The 19,269-nt window shown below is 60.3% G+C and carries 22 protein-coding genes and 1 tRNA gene; 8 read left to right on the plus strand and 15 right to left on the minus strand.

The genetic code is table 11. From position 1 onward, the window contains the following. Nucleotide 1: 1 nt before the first annotated feature. Entirely contained in the window at nucleotides 2-418 is a 417-nt protein-coding gene (locus tag AWX27_RS24560) for a ParB N-terminal domain-containing protein (RefSeq protein WP_072265500.1), read from the plus strand. 942 nt (nucleotides 419-1,360) lie between these two features. Here the strand turns inward: AWX27_RS24560 and AWX27_RS12810 are convergent. After that, nucleotides 1,361-1,436 (minus strand) — tRNA-Phe (locus tag AWX27_RS12810). Between the two features lie 704 nt (nucleotides 1,437-2,140). Between AWX27_RS12810 and speF the strand changes: the two genes are divergently transcribed. Further along, complete coding sequence (gene speF, locus AWX27_RS12815; protein ID WP_048234788.1) at nucleotides 2,141-4,306, plus strand: ornithine decarboxylase SpeF; 2,166 nt, start codon at nucleotides 2,141-2,143, stop codon at nucleotides 4,304-4,306. 50 nt (nucleotides 4,307-4,356) lie between these two features. Here speF and mltC read toward each other — a convergent pair whose 3' ends face one another. The 3 genes from mltC to mutY form a co-directional block, all read right to left on the minus strand. After that, nucleotides 4,357-5,433, minus strand: a complete 1,077-nt coding sequence (mltC, locus tag AWX27_RS12820) for a membrane-bound lytic murein transglycosylase MltC (protein WP_004937402.1) — start codon at nucleotides 5,431-5,433, stop codon at nucleotides 4,357-4,359. 63 nt (nucleotides 5,434-5,496) lie between these two features. Beyond that, nucleotides 5,497-5,769 carry an oxidative damage protection protein gene (locus tag AWX27_RS12825; RefSeq protein WP_004937404.1) on the minus strand — a complete coding sequence of 91 codons (273 nt, stop codon included), beginning with the start codon at nucleotides 5,767-5,769 and terminating at the stop codon, nucleotides 5,497-5,499. Then, on the minus strand, nucleotides 5,766-6,866 hold the full coding sequence (gene mutY, locus AWX27_RS12830; RefSeq protein ID WP_004937408.1) for an A/G-specific adenine glycosylase: 1,101 nt from the start codon (nucleotides 6,864-6,866) through the stop codon (nucleotides 5,766-5,768). Before mutY ends, AWX27_RS12825 begins: the two co-directional genes overlap by 4 nt. 177 nt (nucleotides 6,867-7,043) lie before the next feature. Here mutY and trmB point away from each other — a divergent pair, with 177 nt between their 5' ends. The 5 genes from trmB to AWX27_RS12855 all read left to right on the plus strand — a co-directional run bounded on the left by trmB (nucleotide 7,044) and on the right by AWX27_RS12855 (nucleotide 10,396). After that, nucleotides 7,044-7,763, plus strand: coding sequence for a tRNA (guanosine(46)-N7)-methyltransferase TrmB (gene trmB / locus AWX27_RS12835; protein WP_033654659.1), 720 nt, complete (start codon nucleotides 7,044-7,046; stop codon nucleotides 7,761-7,763). Further along, entirely contained in the window at nucleotides 7,763-8,089 is a 327-nt protein-coding gene (locus AWX27_RS12840) for a YggL family protein (RefSeq protein ID WP_019456098.1), read from the plus strand. The genes trmB and AWX27_RS12840 overlap by 1 nt, the downstream gene beginning before the upstream one ends. Before the next feature lie 95 nt (nucleotides 8,090-8,184). Continuing rightward, a complete protein-coding gene (glsB, locus tag AWX27_RS12845; protein ID WP_060423108.1) occupies nucleotides 8,185-9,108 on the plus strand; it encodes a glutaminase B in 924 nt (307 codons plus the stop codon). A gap of 30 nt (nucleotides 9,109-9,138) precedes the next feature. Next, the gene (locus AWX27_RS12850; protein ID WP_038879295.1) at nucleotides 9,139-9,861 is read left to right on the plus strand and encodes a YggN family protein; all 723 of its coding nucleotides are present in this window, start codon (nucleotides 9,139-9,141) and stop codon (nucleotides 9,859-9,861) included. Nucleotides 9,862-9,961: 100 nt separating this feature from the next. Next, complete coding sequence (locus AWX27_RS12855; RefSeq protein WP_016930094.1) at nucleotides 9,962-10,396, plus strand: DUF29 domain-containing protein; 435 nt, start codon at nucleotides 9,962-9,964, stop codon at nucleotides 10,394-10,396. A gap of 37 nt (nucleotides 10,397-10,433) precedes the next feature. Here AWX27_RS12855 and hemW read toward each other — a convergent pair whose 3' ends face one another. From hemW to AWX27_RS12885, 6 genes are read right to left on the minus strand one after another with little or no spacing between them, the layout of a single operon-like run. Beyond that, nucleotides 10,434-11,576: a radical SAM family heme chaperone HemW gene (gene hemW, locus AWX27_RS12860; RefSeq protein ID WP_060422641.1), complete on the minus strand. Its 1,143-nt coding sequence runs from the start codon at nucleotides 11,574-11,576 to the stop codon at nucleotides 10,434-10,436. Beyond that, nucleotides 11,569-12,162: an XTP/dITP diphosphatase gene (locus AWX27_RS12865; protein ID WP_060422645.1), complete on the minus strand. Its 594-nt coding sequence runs from the start codon at nucleotides 12,160-12,162 to the stop codon at nucleotides 11,569-11,571. The genes hemW and AWX27_RS12865 overlap by 8 nt, the downstream gene beginning before the upstream one ends. Before the next feature lie 17 nt (nucleotides 12,163-12,179). Then, nucleotides 12,180-12,470 carry a DUF167 family protein YggU gene (gene yggU / locus AWX27_RS12870; RefSeq protein ID WP_033649585.1) on the minus strand — a complete coding sequence of 97 codons (291 nt, stop codon included), beginning with the start codon at nucleotides 12,468-12,470 and terminating at the stop codon, nucleotides 12,180-12,182. Next, nucleotides 12,467-13,021: a YggT family protein gene (locus AWX27_RS12875; protein WP_019456092.1), complete on the minus strand. Its 555-nt coding sequence runs from the start codon at nucleotides 13,019-13,021 to the stop codon at nucleotides 12,467-12,469. Before AWX27_RS12875 ends, yggU begins: the two co-directional genes overlap by 4 nt. A gap of 31 nt (nucleotides 13,022-13,052) precedes the next feature. Then, nucleotides 13,053-13,874, minus strand: coding sequence for a pyrroline-5-carboxylate reductase (gene proC / locus AWX27_RS12880; RefSeq protein WP_060422650.1), 822 nt, complete (start codon nucleotides 13,872-13,874; stop codon nucleotides 13,053-13,055). A gap of 19 nt (nucleotides 13,875-13,893) precedes the next feature. Then, nucleotides 13,894-14,601, minus strand: a complete 708-nt coding sequence (locus tag AWX27_RS12885) for a YggS family pyridoxal phosphate-dependent enzyme (protein WP_060422654.1) — start codon at nucleotides 14,599-14,601, stop codon at nucleotides 13,894-13,896. 20 nt (nucleotides 14,602-14,621) lie between these two features. Here AWX27_RS12885 and AWX27_RS12890 point away from each other — a divergent pair, with 20 nt between their 5' ends. Next, nucleotides 14,622-15,644, plus strand: coding sequence for a type IV pilus twitching motility protein PilT (locus tag AWX27_RS12890; protein WP_060422659.1), 1,023 nt, complete (start codon nucleotides 14,622-14,624; stop codon nucleotides 15,642-15,644). On the opposite strand, the gene ruvX is transcribed toward AWX27_RS12890, so the two are convergent. From ruvX to endA, 5 genes are all read right to left on the minus strand, one after another. Beyond that, complete coding sequence (gene ruvX, locus AWX27_RS12895) at nucleotides 15,641-16,063, minus strand: Holliday junction resolvase RuvX (RefSeq protein ID WP_015379046.1); 423 nt, start codon at nucleotides 16,061-16,063, stop codon at nucleotides 15,641-15,643. The two genes, AWX27_RS12890 and ruvX, sit on opposite strands and share 4 nt — an antisense overlap. Next, entirely contained in the window at nucleotides 16,063-16,626 is a 564-nt protein-coding gene (locus AWX27_RS12900) for a YqgE/AlgH family protein (RefSeq protein ID WP_033635940.1), read from the minus strand. The genes ruvX and AWX27_RS12900 overlap by 1 nt, the downstream gene beginning before the upstream one ends. 145 nt (nucleotides 16,627-16,771) lie before the next feature. Continuing rightward, nucleotides 16,772-17,722 (minus strand): glutathione synthase, encoded by a 951-nt coding sequence (gene gshB, locus AWX27_RS12905; protein WP_047729854.1) that lies wholly within the window; start codon nucleotides 17,720-17,722, stop codon nucleotides 16,772-16,774. Between the two features lie 10 nt (nucleotides 17,723-17,732). Then, entirely contained in the window at nucleotides 17,733-18,464 is a 732-nt protein-coding gene (gene rsmE / locus AWX27_RS12910) for a 16S rRNA (uracil(1498)-N(3))-methyltransferase (protein ID WP_033635938.1), read from the minus strand. 69 nt (nucleotides 18,465-18,533) lie between these two features. After that, nucleotides 18,534-19,229 carry a deoxyribonuclease I gene (endA, locus tag AWX27_RS12915; protein ID WP_038879275.1) on the minus strand — a complete coding sequence of 232 codons (696 nt, stop codon included), beginning with the start codon at nucleotides 19,227-19,229 and terminating at the stop codon, nucleotides 18,534-18,536. Between the last annotated feature and the right edge of the window lie 40 nt (nucleotides 19,230-19,269).

Genomic DNA, 19,269 nt, shown 5'->3' on the forward strand with positions numbered 1-19,269 from the left:
CATGCAGTATGAGGTAATATTACACCCAGTTGCCTTGATCCGTCCCTCTGAAGAGGTCAATATGGAACATGTTATAGCATTAACAGAGGAGATAGCGCGTTGCCAAAAATGGATAACACCCGTTCCCATTGAAAAGCACACGGGGATCATTATGGATGGCAACCATCGATATCGTGTGGCCAATAATCTTGGGCTAATGTACCTTCCTTGTATATTGCTTGATTATACTGATGTACGCGTGAGAGTACACGACTGGAATAATGGTGAGCCCTTCTGCCCGTTAAAAATCAGAGACCACATAGTAAACCAGGGAAAAATTTTTCCGTATAAAACCACTCGTCATTTATTTTCACCGGTTCTTCCAGCCGTTGATTTTCAGCTCAAACAGTTATTCGGTATACGTTCATTAACTATATAGTTCTTCTCGGCTCTGGTCGCGATCAATGCCGGAGTCCGTTTTGTAGGAATAGTTCTGCACGAGAGCATTGCAGCGGATGCTTTTAGACACTCAGCCATTGAGCCAATCCTCGAGCTTAGGACGTTGCTGATGTCCCGCTATGTATGTACTGCGCCTCAGCGCGGCCGCAGATCGACCACGCGCTGCACTTTGCCTTCTTCCGAGCGAGGCCCTTGGCCGCATCATCGAACGTAGTTCGATGGAGAGTCCGTATCCCAGAAAACGAAAAACCCGCCATAGGCGGGTTATTCTGAATATGGTGCCCGGACTCGGACAACGGGCGCCTGCGCCGGGTTGAACAGCGCTTTAGCGCTGGCCCGCAGGGTGAGGCCTTCAGACCGAATAATCGAACGTAGTTCGATGGAGAGTCCGTATCCCAGAAAACGAAAAACCCGCCATAGGCGGGTTCTTCTAAATAGGGTGCCCGGACTCGGACAACCGGCGCCTGCGCCGGGTTGAACAGCGCTTCAGCGCTGGCCCGTAGGGTGAGGCCTTTGGGCCGAATAATCGAACGCAGTTCGATGGAGAGTCCGTATCCCAGAAAGTGAAAAACCCAGCCATAGGCTGGGTTCTCTAAATAGGGCGACCGGGCTCGGACAACCGGCGCTGGCGCCGCGTTGAACAGCGCTTTAGCGCTGGCCCGCAGGGTGAGGCCTTCAGGCCTCATAATCGAACGCAGTTCGATGGAGAGTCCTGTCCCTGAAAAGCAAAAACCCAGCCATAGGCTGGGTTCTCTGAATATGGTGCCCGGACTCGGACAACCGGCGCCTGCGCCGGGTTGAACAGCGCTTTAGCGCTGGCCCGCAGGGTGAGGACTTTGGGCCGAATAATCGAACGTAGTTCGATGGAGAGTCCGTACTCCAGAAAGCGAAAAACCCAGCCATAGGCTGGGTTCTCTAAATATGGTGCCCGGACTCGGAATCGAACCAAGGACACGGGGATTTTCAATCCCCTGCTCTACCGACTGAGCTATCCGGGCAACGGGGCGCATTAAACCGTATTGGCCGGGTGGCGTCAATCGCTTTCTGTCACAAAGCCGATCGGTTGCTCTATTTTCAGGCAGCGAACCTGGCGGAGTGGGGAATGGGAGGGTATCGTCATTCAATAAATATGCATATAAAACGTGTATTTATACCGTCGTTAAGATGAATTTTTATGATTTTTTAATTGAATAACAATGCGTTATTTTAAAATCAATGCGCGTTAAACCAAGGCGATTCTTGCTTGAACCCCGCAACGAATCATGCAATCATTGCGCAAATTTTAGCACTCTCCGTTCCCTGACGGTGTTCCCGCTTCTTATAAGCCAGAGGGTTATTGGCATGACTGGTTTTGTTGCTCAAGCGCTGCTGCGCACCAGACATCTGACGCCGCCACCGTTCCGCCGTTGTCTCCTTTGCACGTCATCCGCCCGAATACGCCTGCCGGCCATGCGGTAAGGCCGCCTGATGCTCGCTGTTAGGCATGCGTAAAGCCAGCGCTATGGCCCTGATTTTACTGATGCCTGTCGGACGCTGCCAAGACCAGTTCCCCCGATAGCCGCCTGATGATCCCCGATCATGAGCCGGTCACGCACGCCGCTTATGCTGCCGTGCCCGGGTATCGCTTTACCGGGATAACCGCGTTATCTCATTACCGTGCCGGTGGCACACCCTCATCCTTCACCGTTTGAGAGTCAGCATGATGAAAGAATTGAAAATCGCGACCAGCGCCAGCCTGGTCGCCACCATTGAGACGCTGCGCCAAATCGTGCGCGTAGAGCAGACGGACTACACCGACGTGGCGGCGGTGGTGGTGTCGGTCGCCGACGTGAACGCCGGCATTCTGGCGCGCTTGCAGGCGACGGGGTTCGACATTCCGACCTTCGTGGCGGTGGAAGGGGACGAGCATCTCTCGCCGGACTATCTGCCGTTCGTCAGTGGGGTTTTCGCGCTGCTGGCCGGCGCCAGCAAGCCGTTCTACATGGCGCAGCTGGAGGCCGCCGCCGACGCCTACGAGCAGGCGCTGCTGCCGCCGTTCTTCAAAACGCTGAAGACCTACGTCGAGATGGAAAACTCGACCTTCGCCTGCCCGGGGCATCAGGGCGGCGAGTTCTTCCGCAAGCACCCGGCCGGCCGGCAGTTCTTCGATTTCTACGGTGAGACCCTGTTCCGTTCCGATATGTGCAACGCCGACGTCAAGCTGGGCGATCTGCTGATCCACGAAGGGTCGGCCAAGGATGCGCAAAAGCACGCGGCGCGGGTGTTCAACGCCGATAAAACCTACTTCGTGCTCAACGGCACCTCGGCGGCCAACAAGGTGGTGACCAACGCGCTGCTGACCCGTGGCGATCTGGTGTTGTTCGATCGCAACAACCATAAATCCAACCACCACGGGGCGCTGATCCAGGCTGGGGCCACGCCGGTCTATCTGGAAACCGCCCGTAACCCGTTCGGCTTTATCGGCGGCATCGATGCGCACTGCTTCGACGAACGCTACCTGCGTGAGCAGATCCGCGAGGTGGCGCCTGAGAAGGCCGCGGCGGCGCGGCCGTTCCGGCTGGCGATTATTCAGCTCGGCACCTACGACGGCACGATTTACAACGCTCGCCAGGTGATCGACACCATCGGCCACCTGTGCGACTACATCCTGTTCGACTCCGCCTGGGTGGGCTACGAAGGCTTTATCCCGATGCTGAAAGAGTGCTCGCCGCTGCTGCTGGAGCTGGACGAACACGATCCGGGCATTTTCGTCACCCAGTCGGTGCATAAACAGCAGGCGGGGTTCTCGCAGACCTCGCAGATCCACAAGAAAGACGACCATATCAAAGGGCAAAAGCGCCACTGCAACCACAAGCACCTGAACAACGCGTTCATGCTGCATGCGTCGACCAGCCCGTTCTATCCGCTGTTCGCCGCGCTGGACGTCAACGCCAAGATGCACGCCGGCCCCGCCGGGCGCCGCATGTGGATGGACTGCGTCAAGCTGGGCATCGAGACCCGCAAACAGCTGCTCAAGCGCTGCTCGCAGCTGAAGCCGTTTATTCCGCAGCAGGTGGCGGGCAAAGACTGGCAGGATCACGATACTGACCTTATCGCCAACGACGCGCGCTTCTTCACCTTCGTGCCGGGGGAAACGTGGCACGGCTTCGAAGGCTATGCCCAGGATCAGTATTTGGTGGATCCGTGCAAGCTGCTGCTGACCACGCCGGGCATCGACGCCGCGACGGGCCAATACACCGAGTTCGGCGTGCCGGCCACCATTCTGGCCAACTTCCTGCGTGAGAACGGCATCGTGCCGGAGAAGTGCGATCTCAACTCGATCCTGTTCCTGCTGACCCCGGCGGAAAACCCGGCCAAGATGGAGCACCTGGTGGAGATGCTGGCGCAGTTCGAGCGCTATGTTGCAGAGGACGCGCCGCTGAGCGTGGTGCTGCCAACGGTGTACCGCAAGAACGAGCAGCGCTACCGCGGCTACAGCATTCGCCGGCTGTGCCAGGAGATGCACGATCTGTACGTCAGCTTCGACGTCAAACAGCTGCAAAAGGAGATGTTCCGGCAGGATCACTTCCCGCCGGTGGTGATGAACCCGCAGGACGCCAACGTGGAGTTTATCCGCGATAACGTCGAGCTGGTGCCGATCGGCCAGGCGGAAGGGCGCATCGCGGCGGAAGGGGCCTTGCCGTACCCGCCGGGCGTGCTGTGCGTGGTGCCGGGCGAAGTGTGGGGCGGCGCGGTGCAACGCTACTTCCTGGCGCTGGAAGAGGGCATCAACCGCCTGCCGGGCTTCTCGCCGGAGCTGCAGGGGGTCTACATCGAGAAAAAAGATCACGGCTGGAAGCGCATCTTCGGCTATATGATCAAGCCATAGAAAAAGGGCCGGTTCGCACCGGCCCTTCTCATTTATCCACGCGGAACGCGTTACTTTCTGCGGTAGCTCTTCTGCGCGGTATTCACTTTCACCAGATAGCGGCGCGACTCGGCTGCCGGGTGCTTGGTGGTCAGCGTCTGGTACACGTCGCCCGGTTGCATGCCGTTGATGATGCCCACCGCGCGCGTTCTGTCGCTGGAGAACACCCGCAGCACGCTGCCGGCGCCGCCGTTGTAGGCGGTGATCACCGCATAGCGGCGCGAGGTCGGGTTCTGAATGCCGCCCAGGTAGTTGTTCTGCAGGATAGCCAGGTAGGCGGTGCCGGTGTCGATGTTGTTCTCCGGATCGAACAGGTAGCTGCGGCTCGGGGTGCCCCATTTGCCGCGCATCTGGAACACATCCTTACCGGCGGTATGCTGCACCACCTGCATCAGGCCCAGCGCGTCCGAACCGCTCACCGCATACGGGTTGAAGCTCGATTCGGTCTGCATGATCGCCAGGATCAGCGACTCGTCCACGCCGTATTTTTCCGACGCCTTGCGCACCATCGGCAGGTATTTATGCGCACGTTTGTCCAGGTGGTTCGGCACCAGCTGGATGGTGACCGAGTAGATCACGTGCAGGCCGGAGGTACGTTTTTGCAGCTTGGTCTGCAGCAGGTAATCGGCGAAGTGCGCCGCGCGCCATTCCCAGCGGATCGGCGCGCCCTTGTTATCCAGCACCTGGCCGTACAGGAACGGCTCTTTGCTGATCTGGATATCGTTGGCGTCGGAATAGAGATCGATGGACCCCGGATCGTCACCCATCAGCAGCGTGCTGATGATCGCCTGGCGCAGGTGCGCGGCTGGATCGGTGGTGGCGATGGTCTCGATGGTAATGGCGCCGGTGTCGAAGTTGATGTGGCTGCGGGTTTGGTATTGGTCGGTATATTTGACGTAGTCTTTCGGCCCGGCGATCAGAACTTCGTTCAGACCCCAGATGTTCTCGATGTTGTGGGCGAATTGGCCCATCAGAATGTCGAAGCCGTTGGTATCTTTAATCCAGGCTTCGTTGATTTCTTCACTTTTTTTGCCGGAACAGGAGATCAGCAAAGGCGCTATTACGAGCAAAGCTAAAATTTTCTTCATCTTAAAGCCGTTTGGAAGAAGTATAAGAGGATTGAAGCGGGCCAGCGCCTGGCCCCAACAGCGTTATTCGCTCGGCGGCGTATAGCCTTCGATGTGCACGTCGTGCCCTTCGAACAGGAACTTGATCATTTCCTCTTCCAGCAGCTTGCGGTCGTCCACGTTCATCATATTCAGCTTCTTCTCGTTGATCAGCATGGTCTGCTTCTTCATCCACTCGCCCCAGGCTTCCTTGGAGATCTCGTTGTAGATGCGCTTGCCGACGTCACCGGGATAAAGTTGGAAGTCCTGGCCTTCGGCGTCGCGCTGCAGGAAAGTACAAAAAATGGTGCGGCTCATGCTAATTCCTCATCGATGGCGCTATCGCCATATAAGTTTTGTTGGATCGGGGGCTGCTTCGCCAGCTGTTGCAACAGGCGATCCACCGGCGCTGCCAGCCCGACCGACGGCGGCTGCGCTAAGTTATACCAGAGACCTGCGCCCTCATCCATGCCGCTGCCCGCCGCGTCGAGCGACAGCCACATCGGCACGATATCGAGGTGGAAATGGCTGAACGTGTGGCGAAACGCGGTCAGCTGCTCCAGGCGCTTGCCTTTCAGACCGCGCTGCTGCAGCCAGAGTTCCAAATCCACGCGCGCGCTGAACTGCGGGAAGCAGAACAGGCCGCCCCACAGGCCCACCGCCGGGCGCTGCTCCAGCCACACCCGGTCGCCGTGCTGCAGCAATAAGAAGTAGGCGGTTTTTTCCGGCAGGGTCTGCTTGGGTTTCTTGCCGGGGTAGTTGGCCCAGCTGTGGTTGGCGTAAGACAGGCAGCCGACGTTGAGCGGGCAGAGTTCGCACTTGGGCTTGGAGCGGGTGCAGACCATGGCGCCCAGATCCATCATTGCCTGGTTGAACTGGCCGACGCCCTGCGCCGGGGTGACCTCTTCGCTGATTTTCCACAGCCGGTTTTCGACTTCTTTCTTGCCCGGCCAGCCCTCCACCGCGTAGCAGCGGGCCAGCACGCGCTTCACGTTGCCGTCGAGGATCGGATAGTGTTGGCCCAGCGCCAACGACAGCACCGCGCCGGCGGTAGAGCGGCCGACGCCCGGTAAATCGGCGATTTCTGCAAAGGTTGTCGGGAACTCGCCGCCGTGCTGTGCGACAATGGTCTGCGCCGCCTTGTGCAGGTTGCGGGCGCGGGCGTAATAGCCAAGGCCGGTCCACAGATGCAGCACTTCATCGAGTGGGGCTTCCGCCAGCGCGCGCACGTTGGGAAAACGGGCCATAAAGCGCTGAAAATAAGGAATGACGGTGGCAACCTGGGTCTGTTGCAACATCACCTCGGAGAGCCATACTTGATAGGCGGTTTTTTCCAGCTGCCACGGCAGGGTCTTGCGACCGTAGCGCTGATACCAGTCAAGCACCACCTGTGCGAATTGTTGTGCTTGCATCATGAGCAGCGTCGTTATCCGGCAGAAAATGAAGCGAGATTGCAGCATAGAGTCATGGTGCTGTAAACCGGAACTTTCCGACGCCGCACGGCGGGTACAGAAGATGAACACTTGCTAAACCAATGTATCTTTGCATAATGCGCGTTTCCCTAATTGGCAGCCAAACAGACAGAAAGCACTATGATTAATGACGTCATCTCTCCGGAATTTGATGAGAACGGCCGCGCGATGCGCCGTATCCGCAGTTTTGTCCGCCGCCAGGGGCGGCTGACCAAAGGCCAGCAGCACGCGCTGGAGAACTATTGGCCGGTGATGGGCGTGGAGTATCAGGCTGACGCTGTCGATCTCGCCGCGCTGTTCGGCCGCGACGCGCCGACGGTGCTGGAGATCGGTTTTGGCATGGGTGCCTCGCTGGTGACCATGGCGGGCAACAACCCGCAGCAGAACTTTTTAGGGATCGAAGTGCACTCGCCGGGCGTGGGCGCCTGCCTGGCCGACGCCCACGAGGCGAAGCTGAGCAACCTGCGCGTGATGTGCCACGACGCGGTTGAGGTGCTGGAAAACATGATCCCGGACGGCTCGCTGGATATGGTGCAGCTGTTCTTCCCCGATCCGTGGCACAAGGCGCGCCACAACAAGCGCCGCATCGTGCAAACGCCGTTTGTCGAACTGGTGCTGCGCAAGCTGAAGACCGGCGGCGTCTTCCACATGGCCACCGATTGGCAACCTTATGCGGAACATATGTTAGAGGTTATGAACGGGGTCGCAGGCTACCGTAATCTTTCCAGCGATAATGATTACGTGCCGCGTCCGGATTCGCGCCCACTGACGAAATTTGAATTACGCGGCCAGCGCCTGGGACATGGCGTTTGGGACTTGATGTTTGAGAGGAAAGAATAATGGCTAAGAACCGCAGTCGTCGTTTACGTAAAAAGTTGCACATTGAAGAATTTCAGGAGCTGGGTTTCTCCGTAGCCTGGCGCTTCGCCGAAGGCACGTCGGTGGAAGACATCGACAGCACGCTGGATACCTTCATCGATGAAGTGATCGAGCCGAACGGCCTGGCGTTTGACGGTAGCGGCTACCTGCAGTGGGAAGGTCTGATCTGCCTGCAGAAGATCGGCCACTGCACCGACGAGCAGCGCGAGCTGGTGAAAAACTGGCTGGAAGCGCGCAAACTGACCGACGTTAAGGTCAGCGATCTGTTCGATATCTGGTGGGATTGATCGCGCTTGCCCGATGAGCGCGGCTTCGCGCCGCGCCGTTTTATTGATCTAAGGTGCCTTAACGGCGCCTTTGTTTTGCCCGGAGTGTGACCGAGGTGGTAACAACATTGGATAACGCGTTGCTGGAGGAAATCCTGCAACAGGTGCGCCCGCTGATTGGCCAGGGGAAAGTGGCCGACTACATCCCGGCGTTGGCGGAAGTGCCCGCCGATCGGCTGGCGATCGCCGTCTGCACGGTGGACGGCGAACTGTTCCAGGCCGGCGACGCCGAGGAGCGCTTCTCCATTCAGTCGATCTCCAAAGTGCTGAGCCTGACGCTGGCGCTGACGCGCTATCAGGAGCCTGAGATCTGGCGGCGCGTCGGCAAAGAGCCTTCCGGCCTGCCGTTCAACTCGCTGCTGCAGCTGGAGATGGAGCAGGGCAAACCGCGCAATCCGTTTATCAACCCCGGTGCGCTGGTGGTGTGCGACATGCTGCAAACCCGGCTCAGCGCCCCCAAACAGCGCATGCTGGAGGTGGTGCGCCAGCTGGCCGGCGAAGACGACCTGGCCTATGACCTGCGGGTGGCGCGCTCCGAGTTCGAACACTCCGATCGCAATGCGGCCATCGCCTATCTGATGAAGTCGTTCGGCAACTTCGAGAACGACGTGATCACCGTGCTGCAAACCTATTTCCACTACTGTGCGCTGCGCATGAGCTGCGTGGAGCTGGCGCGCAGCTTCGTTTATCTGGCCAACCACGGCCGCGATCTCAACGGCGAGACGGTGATCAGCCCGCTGCAGGCCCGGCAGATCAACGCCCTGATGATGACCAGCGGCATGTACGACGGCGCCGGCGAATTCGCCTATCGGGTGGGGATGCCGGGCAAGTCCGGCGTGGGCGGCGGCATCGTGGCCATTGTGCCGGGCGAGCTGTCGATCGTCGTCTGGTCGCCGGAGCTGGATGCTTCCGGCAACTCGCTGGCGGGAACTGCGGCGCTGGAACTGTTGTCTCAACGTATCGGTCGTTCGATTTTTTAATCCCAATCTGGATGGGAGTCAGGAGAAGCTATGTTGAAGAAAACCGGGTTAGCCTTACTGCTGCTGGCGGCGACTGCCGCGCAGGCCCACGCCGAGTACCAATGCAGCGTTAAACCCCAGGACGATGTGATCATCAGCCCGCAGAGCGTGCAGGTGAAAGGCGCCAGCGGCGACCTGCAAATTTCGCCGGATGGTGACGTGATCCGCAACGGTCAGGCGCTGAGCCTGAGCGACAGCCAGCGGCAGAAAGCCTTCAGTTACCAGAGCGCGCTGCGCAAGCAGCTACCGTGGATCGACGACGGCGCGCAGAAACACCTGGAGAAAGCCCGCGCAGCGCTGGATAAGGTGATCGTCAAAGAGCTGGGCAGCAACAGCAACGTGCGCAACCGGCTGACCACCCTCAACGGCCAGCTGAAACAGCAGATGAACCGCATCATCGAGCACCGCAGCGACGGCCTGACCTTCCACCACAAGGCGATTGACCAAGTGGAACAGGATGGCCGCAACATCGTGCAGCAGAGCATGGGCGGCGTGCTGCAGGACAGCCTGAACGAGATGGGCGTCAAACAGGCTGCCAACAGCGGCGGCAATCCGCTGCAGGCGATCATGGGCAACCTGGGCGGCTTGCAGAAGGCGATCCAGAACGAGTGGAACAACCAGGAGCAGGACTTCCAGAACTTCGGTCACGACGTTTGCAACCGCGTCACCGCATTGGAAACCCAGCGCAAGGATCTGCTGAAGGCGTTGAAGTGATTTAAGAACCTTCTCGGCAGTATGTTTTTTGACCTTCTTAAGCTTATCTGACAGACTGGTCAAACTACGTACAGATTTATGGATGTTTACGGAGGACGCTATGAGCCATACACGTTACGAAACCGATGTTGTTGCCTGGGCAAATGAACAGGCCGCTCTTTTGCGCTCCGGAAAATTGTCTGAGATCGATATTGAAAAGATCGCCGAGGAGATTGAGGACGTGGGGAAGAGCGAGCAAAGGGAACTTGCTAGCCGGATGACGGTGCTGATTGCACATTTGCTTAAATGGAAATATCAGCCGGCCAGGCGCGGAACCAGCTGGGAGAGAACGATTAAAGCGCAGCGCAAAGAGGTGCTTTACAGCTTGAAAGAGTCGCCCAGCCTAAAAGGTAAACTGAGCGATGCTGATTGGCTGGATGTCGTCTGGTCGAAGGCCGTTGCGCTCGCTACGGCCGAAACTGGGCTGGATGTATATCCGGAAAACGGCATCTGGGAAACTCAGCAGATTCTGTCTCAGACGTTTTACCCGGATTAACACCAATAAAAAAGCGCTGATTATTCAGCGCTTTTTTTTACTCGTCGTCCGCCAGGAACAGTTCCAGCAGCGAGTTGAGGAACAGTTTGCCCTTCTCGGTGATTTGCCAGTGCTCTGCGGTTTCTTCCAGATAGCCTTTGGCCAGCGCTTTGTCCAGCTGCGGGCGAATGACGCTTTCCGCCAGCCCGGTGTAGTTGACGAAGTCGGCGCGCGGCGCAGCTTCCAGCAGGCGGAAGCGGTTCATGAAGAATTCGAACGGCCGATCCGCCGCCGCCACCTCATGCTGCTTGTCCATGTAGTCGCCGCGCATAAAGCCGCGCGGGTGCTTGGTCTTGGCGGTGCGCAGGATGCGCCCGTCGCTGAAGGTCACCTTGCCGTGCGCGCCGCAGCCGATCCCCAGATAGTCGCCGAAGCGCCAGTAGTTGAGGTTGTGCTGGCATTGGTAGCCCGGTTTGGCATAGGCCGAAGTTTCATACTGCTGATAGCCGGCGGCGCTCAGCAGCTGGTGGCCGCGTTCGAAGATATCCCACAGCGCGTCGTCGTCCGGCAAAACCGGCGGGCGCGAGCTGAACAGGGTGTTCGGCTCGATGGTCAGCTGATACCACGACAGGTGCGGCGGGTTCAGGGCGATAGCCTGGCGCAGATCGTCCAGCGCCTCTTCCAGCGACTGATCCGGCAGGCCGTGCATCAGATCGAGGTTGAAGCTGCGCAGGCCGAGGCCGGTCGCCAGCGTTGCCGCGCGCTTGGCCTCTTCCGGGCCGTGGATGCGCCCTAAGCGGGTCAGCTTCTCGGCGCTGAAGCTTTGCACCCCGATGGAGATGCGGTTGACGCCGGCGCGCTGGTAGCCGCTGAAGCGATCGGCCTCCACGGTGCCGGGGTTGGCCTCCATGGTGATTTCGGCGTCGTCGGCGACGCGAATGCGCGCCCGCACGCCGTCCAGCAAGGCTTGCATCGCCTCTGCGCTCAGCAGGCTGGGGGTGCCGCCGCCGATGAAGATGGTGCTTATCTCCCGGCCGCCGGCCAGCGGCAGATCGGCATCCAGATCCGCCAACAGATGATCGACGTACTCCTGATGCGGCACGTCACCCTTCAGCGCATGGGAGTTGAAGTCGCAGTACGGGCATTTCTGCACGCACCACGGGATGTGAATGTAGAGACTCAGCGGGGGCAGCTTAAGCATTGCGCATGGCTTCCAACATCAGCGTCAGCGCCTTGCCGCGGTGCGAAATCGCCCGCTTCTCGTCGCGGCTCAGCTCGGCGGCGGTGCGGCCCAGCTCCGGCACGTAGAAGACAGGATCGTAACCGAAGCCGCCTTCGCCGGCGGCCTGCTCGGTGATCTCACCGGCCCAGCTGCCGTGGAACACCAGCGGCGTCGGATCTTCTGCATGGCGCAGATAGACCAGCACGCAGTGGAATTGCGCGCCGCGCCGGCCCGGCGCTACGTCTTTCAGCGCCGCCAGCAGCTTATCGAGGTTCTGCCGATCGTCGGCATCTTCACCGGCATAGCGTGCGGAGTAGATGCCCGGCGCGCCGCCCAGCGCGTCGACTGCCAGGCCGGAGTCGTCGGCGATCGCCGGCAGGCCGGTGACCTGTGCCGCATGGCGCGCTTTCAGAATGGCGTTTTCGATAAACGTCAGCCCGGTCTCTTCGGCGGATTCCACGCCGAGATCGGTTTGCGCGACCACGTCCAGGCCGAAATCGGCCAACAGGTCGGCAAGTTCGCGCACTTTGCCCGGGTTACCGGTGGCAAGAACGACTTTTTGCATAATGACTACCTTGAAAATTATTCGATGAGCGCCGCGACCACGGCGGGGATCTGTTGCGGATTCACGATGCGTAACTGTTTATGCCGCCCCAGTTCGCCTTTCTCGATGGTGACGCTGCTTTTCGCCACTTTGAACTGCTTGGCGATAAACTTGATCAAATGGGCGTTGGCTTGGCCGTCGACCGGCGGGGCGGTGATGGCGACTTTCAGTTCGTCGCCATGTAAGCCGATAATTTGGTCGCGGCTGGCTTTCGGCTGAATATATAGCCTGATCGCCAGCCCGTCCAGCACCGGAGTGACTGCACTCACAGCAGGAACCAAAGTTGGGGGAACAGATCCATGCCCAGGTAGTTGAGCAGATAGAGGATCAGGATTACCACCATGGCGGAAAAGTCGATGCCGCCCATCGCCGGGATGATGCGACGGATCGGCGCCATCAAGGGTTCGGTCAGCTGGTACATCACGTAGTCGATCGGGCTGCGGCCCTGGCTTACCCAGCTCATCAGCGCACGAATGATCATTACCCAGAAGATCAGGTAGCCGACGGACTTCACCAGCGAGATCAGGCCGAACAGCAGGTTATAGGGGCTGAGCGAGATCGCGCCGTCCTGGATCAGCAGCAGCAACGGGTACTTGATAGTCATCAGCAGGAACGCCAGCAGCAGCGAAGCGCTGTCGATAGGCCCCAGCGACGGGAGGATGCGGCGCAGCGGGCCGACCACGGGTTGGGTGATCTTCACCACAAACTGCGAGAACGGGTTGTAAAAATCGGTGCGCGCCCACTGCATCCAAATGCGCAGCAACAGCACCATCACGTACAGATCAACAACGGTCTTGACCAGGAAAGTCAGCGTTAGCATGAAGTGGTCCTTCTCCTTAACTCGCGGTTATTTAAAATAATTTTTCCATCTCTTGCGCACGGGAAACGGCGGCCTGCATCGCTTGCGCCACGGTTTCCGGCAGTTGGCGTTCGTTGAACACCCGCAGCGCTTCGGCGGTGGTGCCGCCTTTGGAGGTCACCTGCTCGCGCAGCGTGCCCAGCGGCGTATCCGGGTTGGCTTCCACCAGCGCGGCGGCGCCGGAAGCGGCCTGCTGCACCAGATCGCGCGCGGTCTGGCTGTCGAAGCCCATGCGTTCGGCCTCTTTTTGCATCGCCTCCATAAACAGGAAGAAATAGGCCGGGGCGCTGCCCGCGGCGGCGATCACGCCGTTGATGCCATTTTCGTCATCGACCCAGCAAACTTTACCGACCGACGCCATTAAATCGCCGGTGTAGTCGCGATCCTGCCGGCTGACCTGTTCCGGTGCGTACAGCCCGCTCATGCCCTTGCCGACCAGCGACGGGGTGTTGGGCATGATGCGCACGATGTTCAGCTTGTCGCCGAGCAGCTGATAGAAACGGCTGACCTGAATACCGGCGGCGATCGACAGCACCAGCTTGCCTCTGAAATCGACCTGCTCGCGCAGCGGCTGGCAAACGTCGGCCATCAGCTGCGGTTTGACCGCCAGCACCACCACGTCGGCCGCGCGCGCGCAGGCGACGTTGTCGCCGCTGCTGACGATGCCGTAGTCCGCCGCCAGCGCGTCACGGTTTTTCGCCGAAGGGGCGCAGACGCTGATGGATTTGGCTGGATAGCCGCCCGCCACCAGGCCGGCGATGATTGCACGCGCCATGTTGCCGGCGCCGATAAAGGTAATCTTGCGATGTTGCATCAAATCCCTCGTCTGTTTGTCAGGCCTGCGAGTAGTCGCGGGCGCCAAAAATTGCGGTGCCGATGCGCACCAGGGTGCTGCCAGCGGCGATCGCCGCCGCCATGTCGTCCGTCATGCCCATCGACAGCGTATCGGCCTGCGGATAACGCTGGCGCAGGGCGAGAAAGGCATCGTTCATCCGGCTGAATACCGCCAGCTGCCGCTGGTAATCCGCTTCCGGCGCCGGGATGGCCATCAGGCCGCGCAGCGTCAGGTTCGGCAGCGCGGCGATCGCTTCGGCCAACGCCGGCAGCTCGGCCAGCGCGATGCCGGATTTACTCTGCTCATCGCTGATGTTGATTTGAATCAGCACGTTGAGCGGCGGCATACCGGCCGGGCGCTGATCGCTCAGGCGCTGGGCGATGCGCAGCCGATCTACGGTATGGCACCAGGCGAAGTGTTCCGCCACCAGCCGACTCTTATTGGATTGCAGCGGGCCGATAAAGTGCCACACCAACTCGCCGCTCTGCGGCGACTCGGCGAAATGCCGGATCTTGTCTACCCCTTCCTGCACGTAGTTCTCGCCGAAGGCGCGCTGGCCGGCGGCGATGGCTTCTTCGATCGCCGCCACAGGTTTGGTTTTGCTGACTGCAAGCAGGGCAACTTCTTCTGGCGCCCGCGCGCAGTTTTGCGCGGCGGCCGCGATGCGGTTTCTGACATCCTGCAGGTTCTGTTGGATAGTGCTCATTATTGACCCGGGAGAGTGATATGGATATCGATGAATTCGTGGCCCTTAGTGTAAAGCATAATGCTTCCGATCTGCACCTTTGTGCCGGTCATCCGCCGATGTTGCGCATCGACGGTGAACTGCAGCCGCTGGCGGCGGCGCCAACGCTGACGGCGCAAGGCGTGCAGGCCCTCTGCGACGGATTGCTGAATGCGCAGCAGCGCGAGAGCCTGCGGCGGCTGGGGCAGATCGATCTGGCGCTGCACAGGCCGGGTGGGGAGCGGCTGCGAGCCAACGTTTTTCAGCAACGCGCGGGGATGTCTCTCGCATTGCGGCGCATCGCCGGGCAGGCGCCTTCGCTTGCCGAGCTGGCGGCGCCGGCCATCGTCCCGGCACTGCTGCGGCGCGACGACGGGCTTCTCCTGGTCACCGGCGCCACCGGCAGCGGCAAGTCCACCACGCTGGCGGCGATGATTGACGAGATCAACCGGCACCAGCCGCGGCACATTTTAACGCTGGAAGATCCGATCGAATTCCTGCACCGCAGTCGGCGATCGCTGATTCAGCAGCGGGAGATCGGCCGCGACAGTCACAGCTTCGATACGGCGTTGCGCGCTGCGTTGCGCGAAGATCCGGATGTGATCCTGCTGGGCGAGCTGCGCGATGTCGCCACCATTCGGCTGGCGCTCACCGCGGCGGAGACCGGCCATCTGGTGCTGGCGACGCTGCACACCCGCAGCGCGCCGCAGGCGGTGGAACGGCTGGTGGACGTGTTTCCGGCGGAAGAGAAACCCTATGTGCGCGCCCAGCTGGCCGGCAGCCTGCAGGCGGTGATCGCGCAAAAGCTGATGCGGCGGCCCGGCGGCGGGCGAGTGGCGATCTTTGAGGTGCTGACGGCGACGGCGGCGGTCAGCAACCTGATCCGCGAAGGGAAAACCCATCAGTTGGCGAGCGTGTTGCAAACCGGCGCGCAGTCCGGCATGCAAACCTTTGAGCAAGGTTTGCAGCAGCGGATCGACGCCGGCGTGTTGGGGGATTGTGTTGGCGAAGGGGCGGGGAGTTAACCCAGCTGCCGTTCGAACCAGCTTTCGAGGATCACCACCGCAGAGGCGGAATCCACGCTGCCTTTGTCGAGCGCGCGGAAGCCGCCGCGATCGAACAGGTTGGCGCGCGCTTCCACGGTGCTCAGGCGCTCGTCATGCAGATCGATCTGGATGCCGAAGCGGCCGTGCAGGCGGTTGGCGAACTTGCGCGCCTGGGCAGTCACCGGTTGTTCGGTGCCATCCATGTTCAGCGGCAGGCCGACCACCACCAGATCCGGCTGCCACTCCTTCAGCAGCTTTTCGATTTTCAGCCAGTCCGGCGAGCCGTCCTGCGCTTTGAAGGCCGGCAGGGCGCGGGCGCTGCCGGTCAACTCCTGGCCGACGGCCGCGCCGATGCTTTTGGTGCCGAAGTCGAAGGCGATAATGGTGCGGTTGCTCATCAGGCGTGTCCTGCGTGGTTGGCGATGCTGCGAATGTCGATACCCAGAAGGTTCCCCGCCTCGCGCCAACGGCTGGCGATCGGCGTGCGGAACAGAATGTCGGTGTTGGCCTCGATGGTCAGCCAGGCGTTCTCCAACACCTCCTGCTCCAGCTGGCCCTTTTCCCAACCTGCATAACCCAGCGCCACCAGCACGTCGTCCGGTTGTTCCGGGGTGCCGAGCGTTTCCAGCACGTCTTTCGAGGTGGTGATCATGGTGTTGGGGGAAATTTGAATGCTGGCACCGAAGCCGTGGCGCGGCGTATGCAGGATAAATCCGCGATCGTCCGCCAGCGGGCCGCCGGCGAACACCGGCTTGTCCAGGCTGATGGCCGGATCGCGCGCAGGCGGCATGATCTTCAGCTTGCTCAGTACCGTGGCTACCGTGAACTGCTCCACCGGTTTATTGATCACCAAACCCATGGCGCCTTCTTCGTTGTGCTCGCAGACGTAAATCACCGAGCGCTTGAAGCGAGGATCCTGCAGGGTGGGCATGGCGATCAGAAAATGGTGCTGTAAATTCATGGCGTTAGTATAAGGTAATCAATGGGTGAGAAAATAAACAGCCGCCAGTATGCGGCTATACCCGCCGCCTTTCAAGCCGCGTGCAAAGGCGTGCTTTGGCGGGCGCGATGCAGGATAGCGGGCGGCAGGCCGCCCGCATGACGCATTACTTCGCGGCCAGGCGCTTTTCAATCGCGTCCATCAGCATGCCGGTAATCGAGATCGGGAATGCCGCCTCAATTTCGCGCGCGCAGGTTGGGCTGGTCACGTTGATTTCGGTCAGGCGATCGCCGATCACGTCCAGGCCGACGAAGATCAGCCCTTTCTCTTTCAGCGTCGGCGCGACAGCGCGGGCGATTTTCCAGTCGCTCTCGCTCAGCGGACGCGCTTCGCCGCGGCCGCCGGCCGCCAGGTTGCCACGGGTTTCGCCCTGCGCCGGAATGCGCGCCAGGCAGTAAGGCACCGGCTCGCCGTCGACGACCAGAATGCGTTTGTCGCCGTCCTTGATCGCCGGCAGGAAGTTCTGCGCCATGCAGAAACGGCTGCCGTGTTCGGTCAGGGTTTCGATGATCACCGACAGGTTAGGATCGTCCTGCTTCACGCGGAAGATAGACGCGCCGCCCATGCCGTCCAGCGGCTTCAGGATGACGTCGCCGTGCTGCTGGTGGAATTTGCGGATGTGCGCGGCGCTGCGGCTGACCAGCGTGTCCGGCGTCAGTTCCGGGAACCAGGCGGTGAACAGCTTCTCGTTGCAGTCGCGCAGGCTTTGCGGCTTGTTGACCACCAGCGTGCCTTTGACTTCGGCGCGCTCCAGAATGTAGGTCGCGTAGATGTATTCGGTATCGAACGGCGGATCCTTGCGCATCAGGATCACGTCCAGATCGTGCAGCGCCAGATCCTGCTCGCTGCCGAAGCTGAACCAGTTCTCCTTGTCTTCCTTCACGCTCAGCAGGCGGGTGCGGGCGCGCCCGTCACCGGCGTGCAGATAGAGATCGTTCATCTCCATGTAGTGCAATTCGTAACCGCGGCGCTGCGCTTCGAGCAGCATGGCGAAGCTGGTGTCTTTCTTGATGTTGATGGAATCGATAGGGTCCATCACGATGCCGAGCTTAATCATCTTTTCTCCTTTAACCCAGGTCGCCGAAGCGGACCTGCAGAGCGGTAATGGCGGTGAGCGCTGTGGTTTCGGTACGCAGCACGCGTGGCCCCAGCAGAATATCAGTAAATCCGTGGTTGGTGGTCATGGCGATTTCGTCGGCGGACAAACCGCCTTCCGGGCCGATCAGCAGGCGGACGCGGTCTACCGGCTGCGGCAGCGTGTTGATGCTGTGGCTGGCGCGCGGATGCAGGTTGAGCTTCAGGCTGCCGTCCTGCTCGGCGCACCAGGCTTCCAGCGACATCGCCTCGCGGATTTCGGGAATGCGGTTACGGCCGCACTGTTCGCAGGCGGCGATGGCGATCTTTTGCCATTGCTGGATTTTCTTCGCCAGACGCTCGCCGTCCAGTTTGACGCCGCAGCGCTCGGAAAACAGCGGGGTAATGACGTTGACGCCCAGCTCGATGGACTTCTGAATGGTGAACTCCATCTTCTCGCCGCGCGAGATCACCTGGCCCAGATGCAGGTTGAGCGGCGATTCGATGTCATCCACGCGGCCGTCGCCGAGGCGCACCAGCACGCTCTTTTTGTCCACCCGAACTATCTCGGCGTCGAACACCTGGTTGCTGCCGTCGAACAGCTGCAGCGCCTGGCCGGCGCTCATGCGCAGCACGCGGCCGACGTGGTTGGCGGCGTCCTCGCTCAGGGCGATCTCCGCCCGATCGGTCAACGGCTGCGGATGGTAAATGCGGGGTATGCGCATGGGTAGTCTGATCCTGACGAAACGGCGCCGCGGGTTGGCGGCGCCATGAAAGATAAAGGCTATAGTAGGTTAGCTTTTCCGCTGCTGACAAGCCTGTTGAATATAGGGGTTGTGGTTGCCCTGCACCTTGGCGATACGTGCTTCACGCTGACATTCCCATTGGCTCACCGGATATTGCCGGTTCCACACCTCGAACAGCTGGGTTTGCTGGCGTGACAGCCGCAGCTGGTAGCGATCGCGCATGTAGAAGTAGGTGCGGGCAATGGCGCCGCGGGCGCGGGCGGGCGGCTCCGCCTGTTTATTCTTGAAGTCCACCTTCATCGGGCATTGCCCGTATTGGCCTTCACCGCCGTTCCATTGGCTGTACATGAAGTTATTGCGGTCGCCGTTCACTTCGCCGATCGCCGGCTGCAGGTTGTGCAGATCGGTTTCTATCTGGCGATAGGTGGCGTCTTTGTTGCAGTTCTTGCGCCCGCCGTCCTGCCAGCACTGCAGCTGGTGGCCGAACTGCCAGGCCGGCACCACGTGTTCCCACTCGATGCGCTGCGCGCGTTGGGCGTTTTTACGCACCTGATAGCCACAGCCGGCGAGATCCGGGATGCCCTTCTTGCCTTGCCAGTCGATGCGGCAGCCGCAGTAAAAACTGCCCGGCGCATCCTGGTTAATCTTGGCCGCCGCCGCCTTGGCCTGAGAAAAATTATTGATGCCGTGCGCCTGTACGGCGCCTGCGGCGAAAACCGCCATAAACAAAATTCTGCGAAGCATATTCCAAAACAGCTCAAAATTGGAAAAGCAGGCAGGGTAA

The organism is Serratia sp. 2880STDY5682894, assembly GCF_001537385.1.
Lineage (GTDB): Bacteria > Pseudomonadota > Gammaproteobacteria > Enterobacterales > Enterobacteriaceae > Serratia > Serratia nevei.

Coding starts and splice junctions, on each gene's coding strand:
- AWX27_RS24560 (WP_072265500.1), top strand. CDS start 2: ATGCAGTATGAGGTAATATTACACCCAGTTGCCTTGATCCGTCCCTCT.
- speF (WP_048234788.1), top strand. CDS start 2,141: ATGAAAGAATTGAAAATCGCGACCAGCGCCAGCCTGGTCGCCACCATT.
- mltC (WP_004937402.1), bottom strand. CDS start 5,433: ATGAAGAAAATTTTAGCTTTGCTCGTAATAGCGCCTTTGCTGATCTCC.
- AWX27_RS12825 (WP_004937404.1), bottom strand. CDS start 5,769: ATGAGCCGCACCATTTTTTGTACTTTCCTGCAGCGCGACGCCGAAGGC.
- mutY (WP_004937408.1), bottom strand. CDS start 6,866: ATGATGCAAGCACAACAATTCGCACAGGTGGTGCTTGACTGGTATCAG.
- trmB (WP_033654659.1), top strand. CDS start 7,044: ATGATTAATGACGTCATCTCTCCGGAATTTGATGAGAACGGCCGCGCG.
- AWX27_RS12840 (WP_019456098.1), top strand. CDS start 7,763: ATGGCTAAGAACCGCAGTCGTCGTTTACGTAAAAAGTTGCACATTGAA.
- AWX27_RS12850 (WP_038879295.1), top strand. CDS start 9,139: ATGTTGAAGAAAACCGGGTTAGCCTTACTGCTGCTGGCGGCGACTGCC.
- AWX27_RS12855 (WP_016930094.1), top strand. CDS start 9,962: ATGAGCCATACACGTTACGAAACCGATGTTGTTGCCTGGGCAAATGAA.
- hemW (WP_060422641.1), bottom strand. CDS start 11,576: ATGCTTAAGCTGCCCCCGCTGAGTCTCTACATTCACATCCCGTGGTGC.
- AWX27_RS12865 (WP_060422645.1), bottom strand. CDS start 12,162: ATGCAAAAAGTCGTTCTTGCCACCGGTAACCCGGGCAAAGTGCGCGAA.
- AWX27_RS12875 (WP_019456092.1), bottom strand. CDS start 13,021: ATGCTAACGCTGACTTTCCTGGTCAAGACCGTTGTTGATCTGTACGTG.
- proC (WP_060422650.1), bottom strand. CDS start 13,874: ATGCAACATCGCAAGATTACCTTTATCGGCGCCGGCAACATGGCGCGT.
- AWX27_RS12885 (WP_060422654.1), bottom strand. CDS start 14,601: ATGAGCACTATCCAACAGAACCTGCAGGATGTCAGAAACCGCATCGCG.
- AWX27_RS12890 (WP_060422659.1), top strand. CDS start 14,622: ATGGATATCGATGAATTCGTGGCCCTTAGTGTAAAGCATAATGCTTCC.
- ruvX (WP_015379046.1), bottom strand. CDS start 16,063: ATGAGCAACCGCACCATTATCGCCTTCGACTTCGGCACCAAAAGCATC.
- AWX27_RS12900 (WP_033635940.1), bottom strand. CDS start 16,626: ATGAATTTACAGCACCATTTTCTGATCGCCATGCCCACCCTGCAGGAT.
- gshB (WP_047729854.1), bottom strand. CDS start 17,722: ATGATTAAGCTCGGCATCGTGATGGACCCTATCGATTCCATCAACATC.
- rsmE (WP_033635938.1), bottom strand. CDS start 18,464: ATGCGCATACCCCGCATTTACCATCCGCAGCCGTTGACCGATCGGGCG.
- endA (WP_038879275.1), bottom strand. CDS start 19,229: ATGCTTCGCAGAATTTTGTTTATGGCGGTTTTCGCCGCAGGCGCCGTA.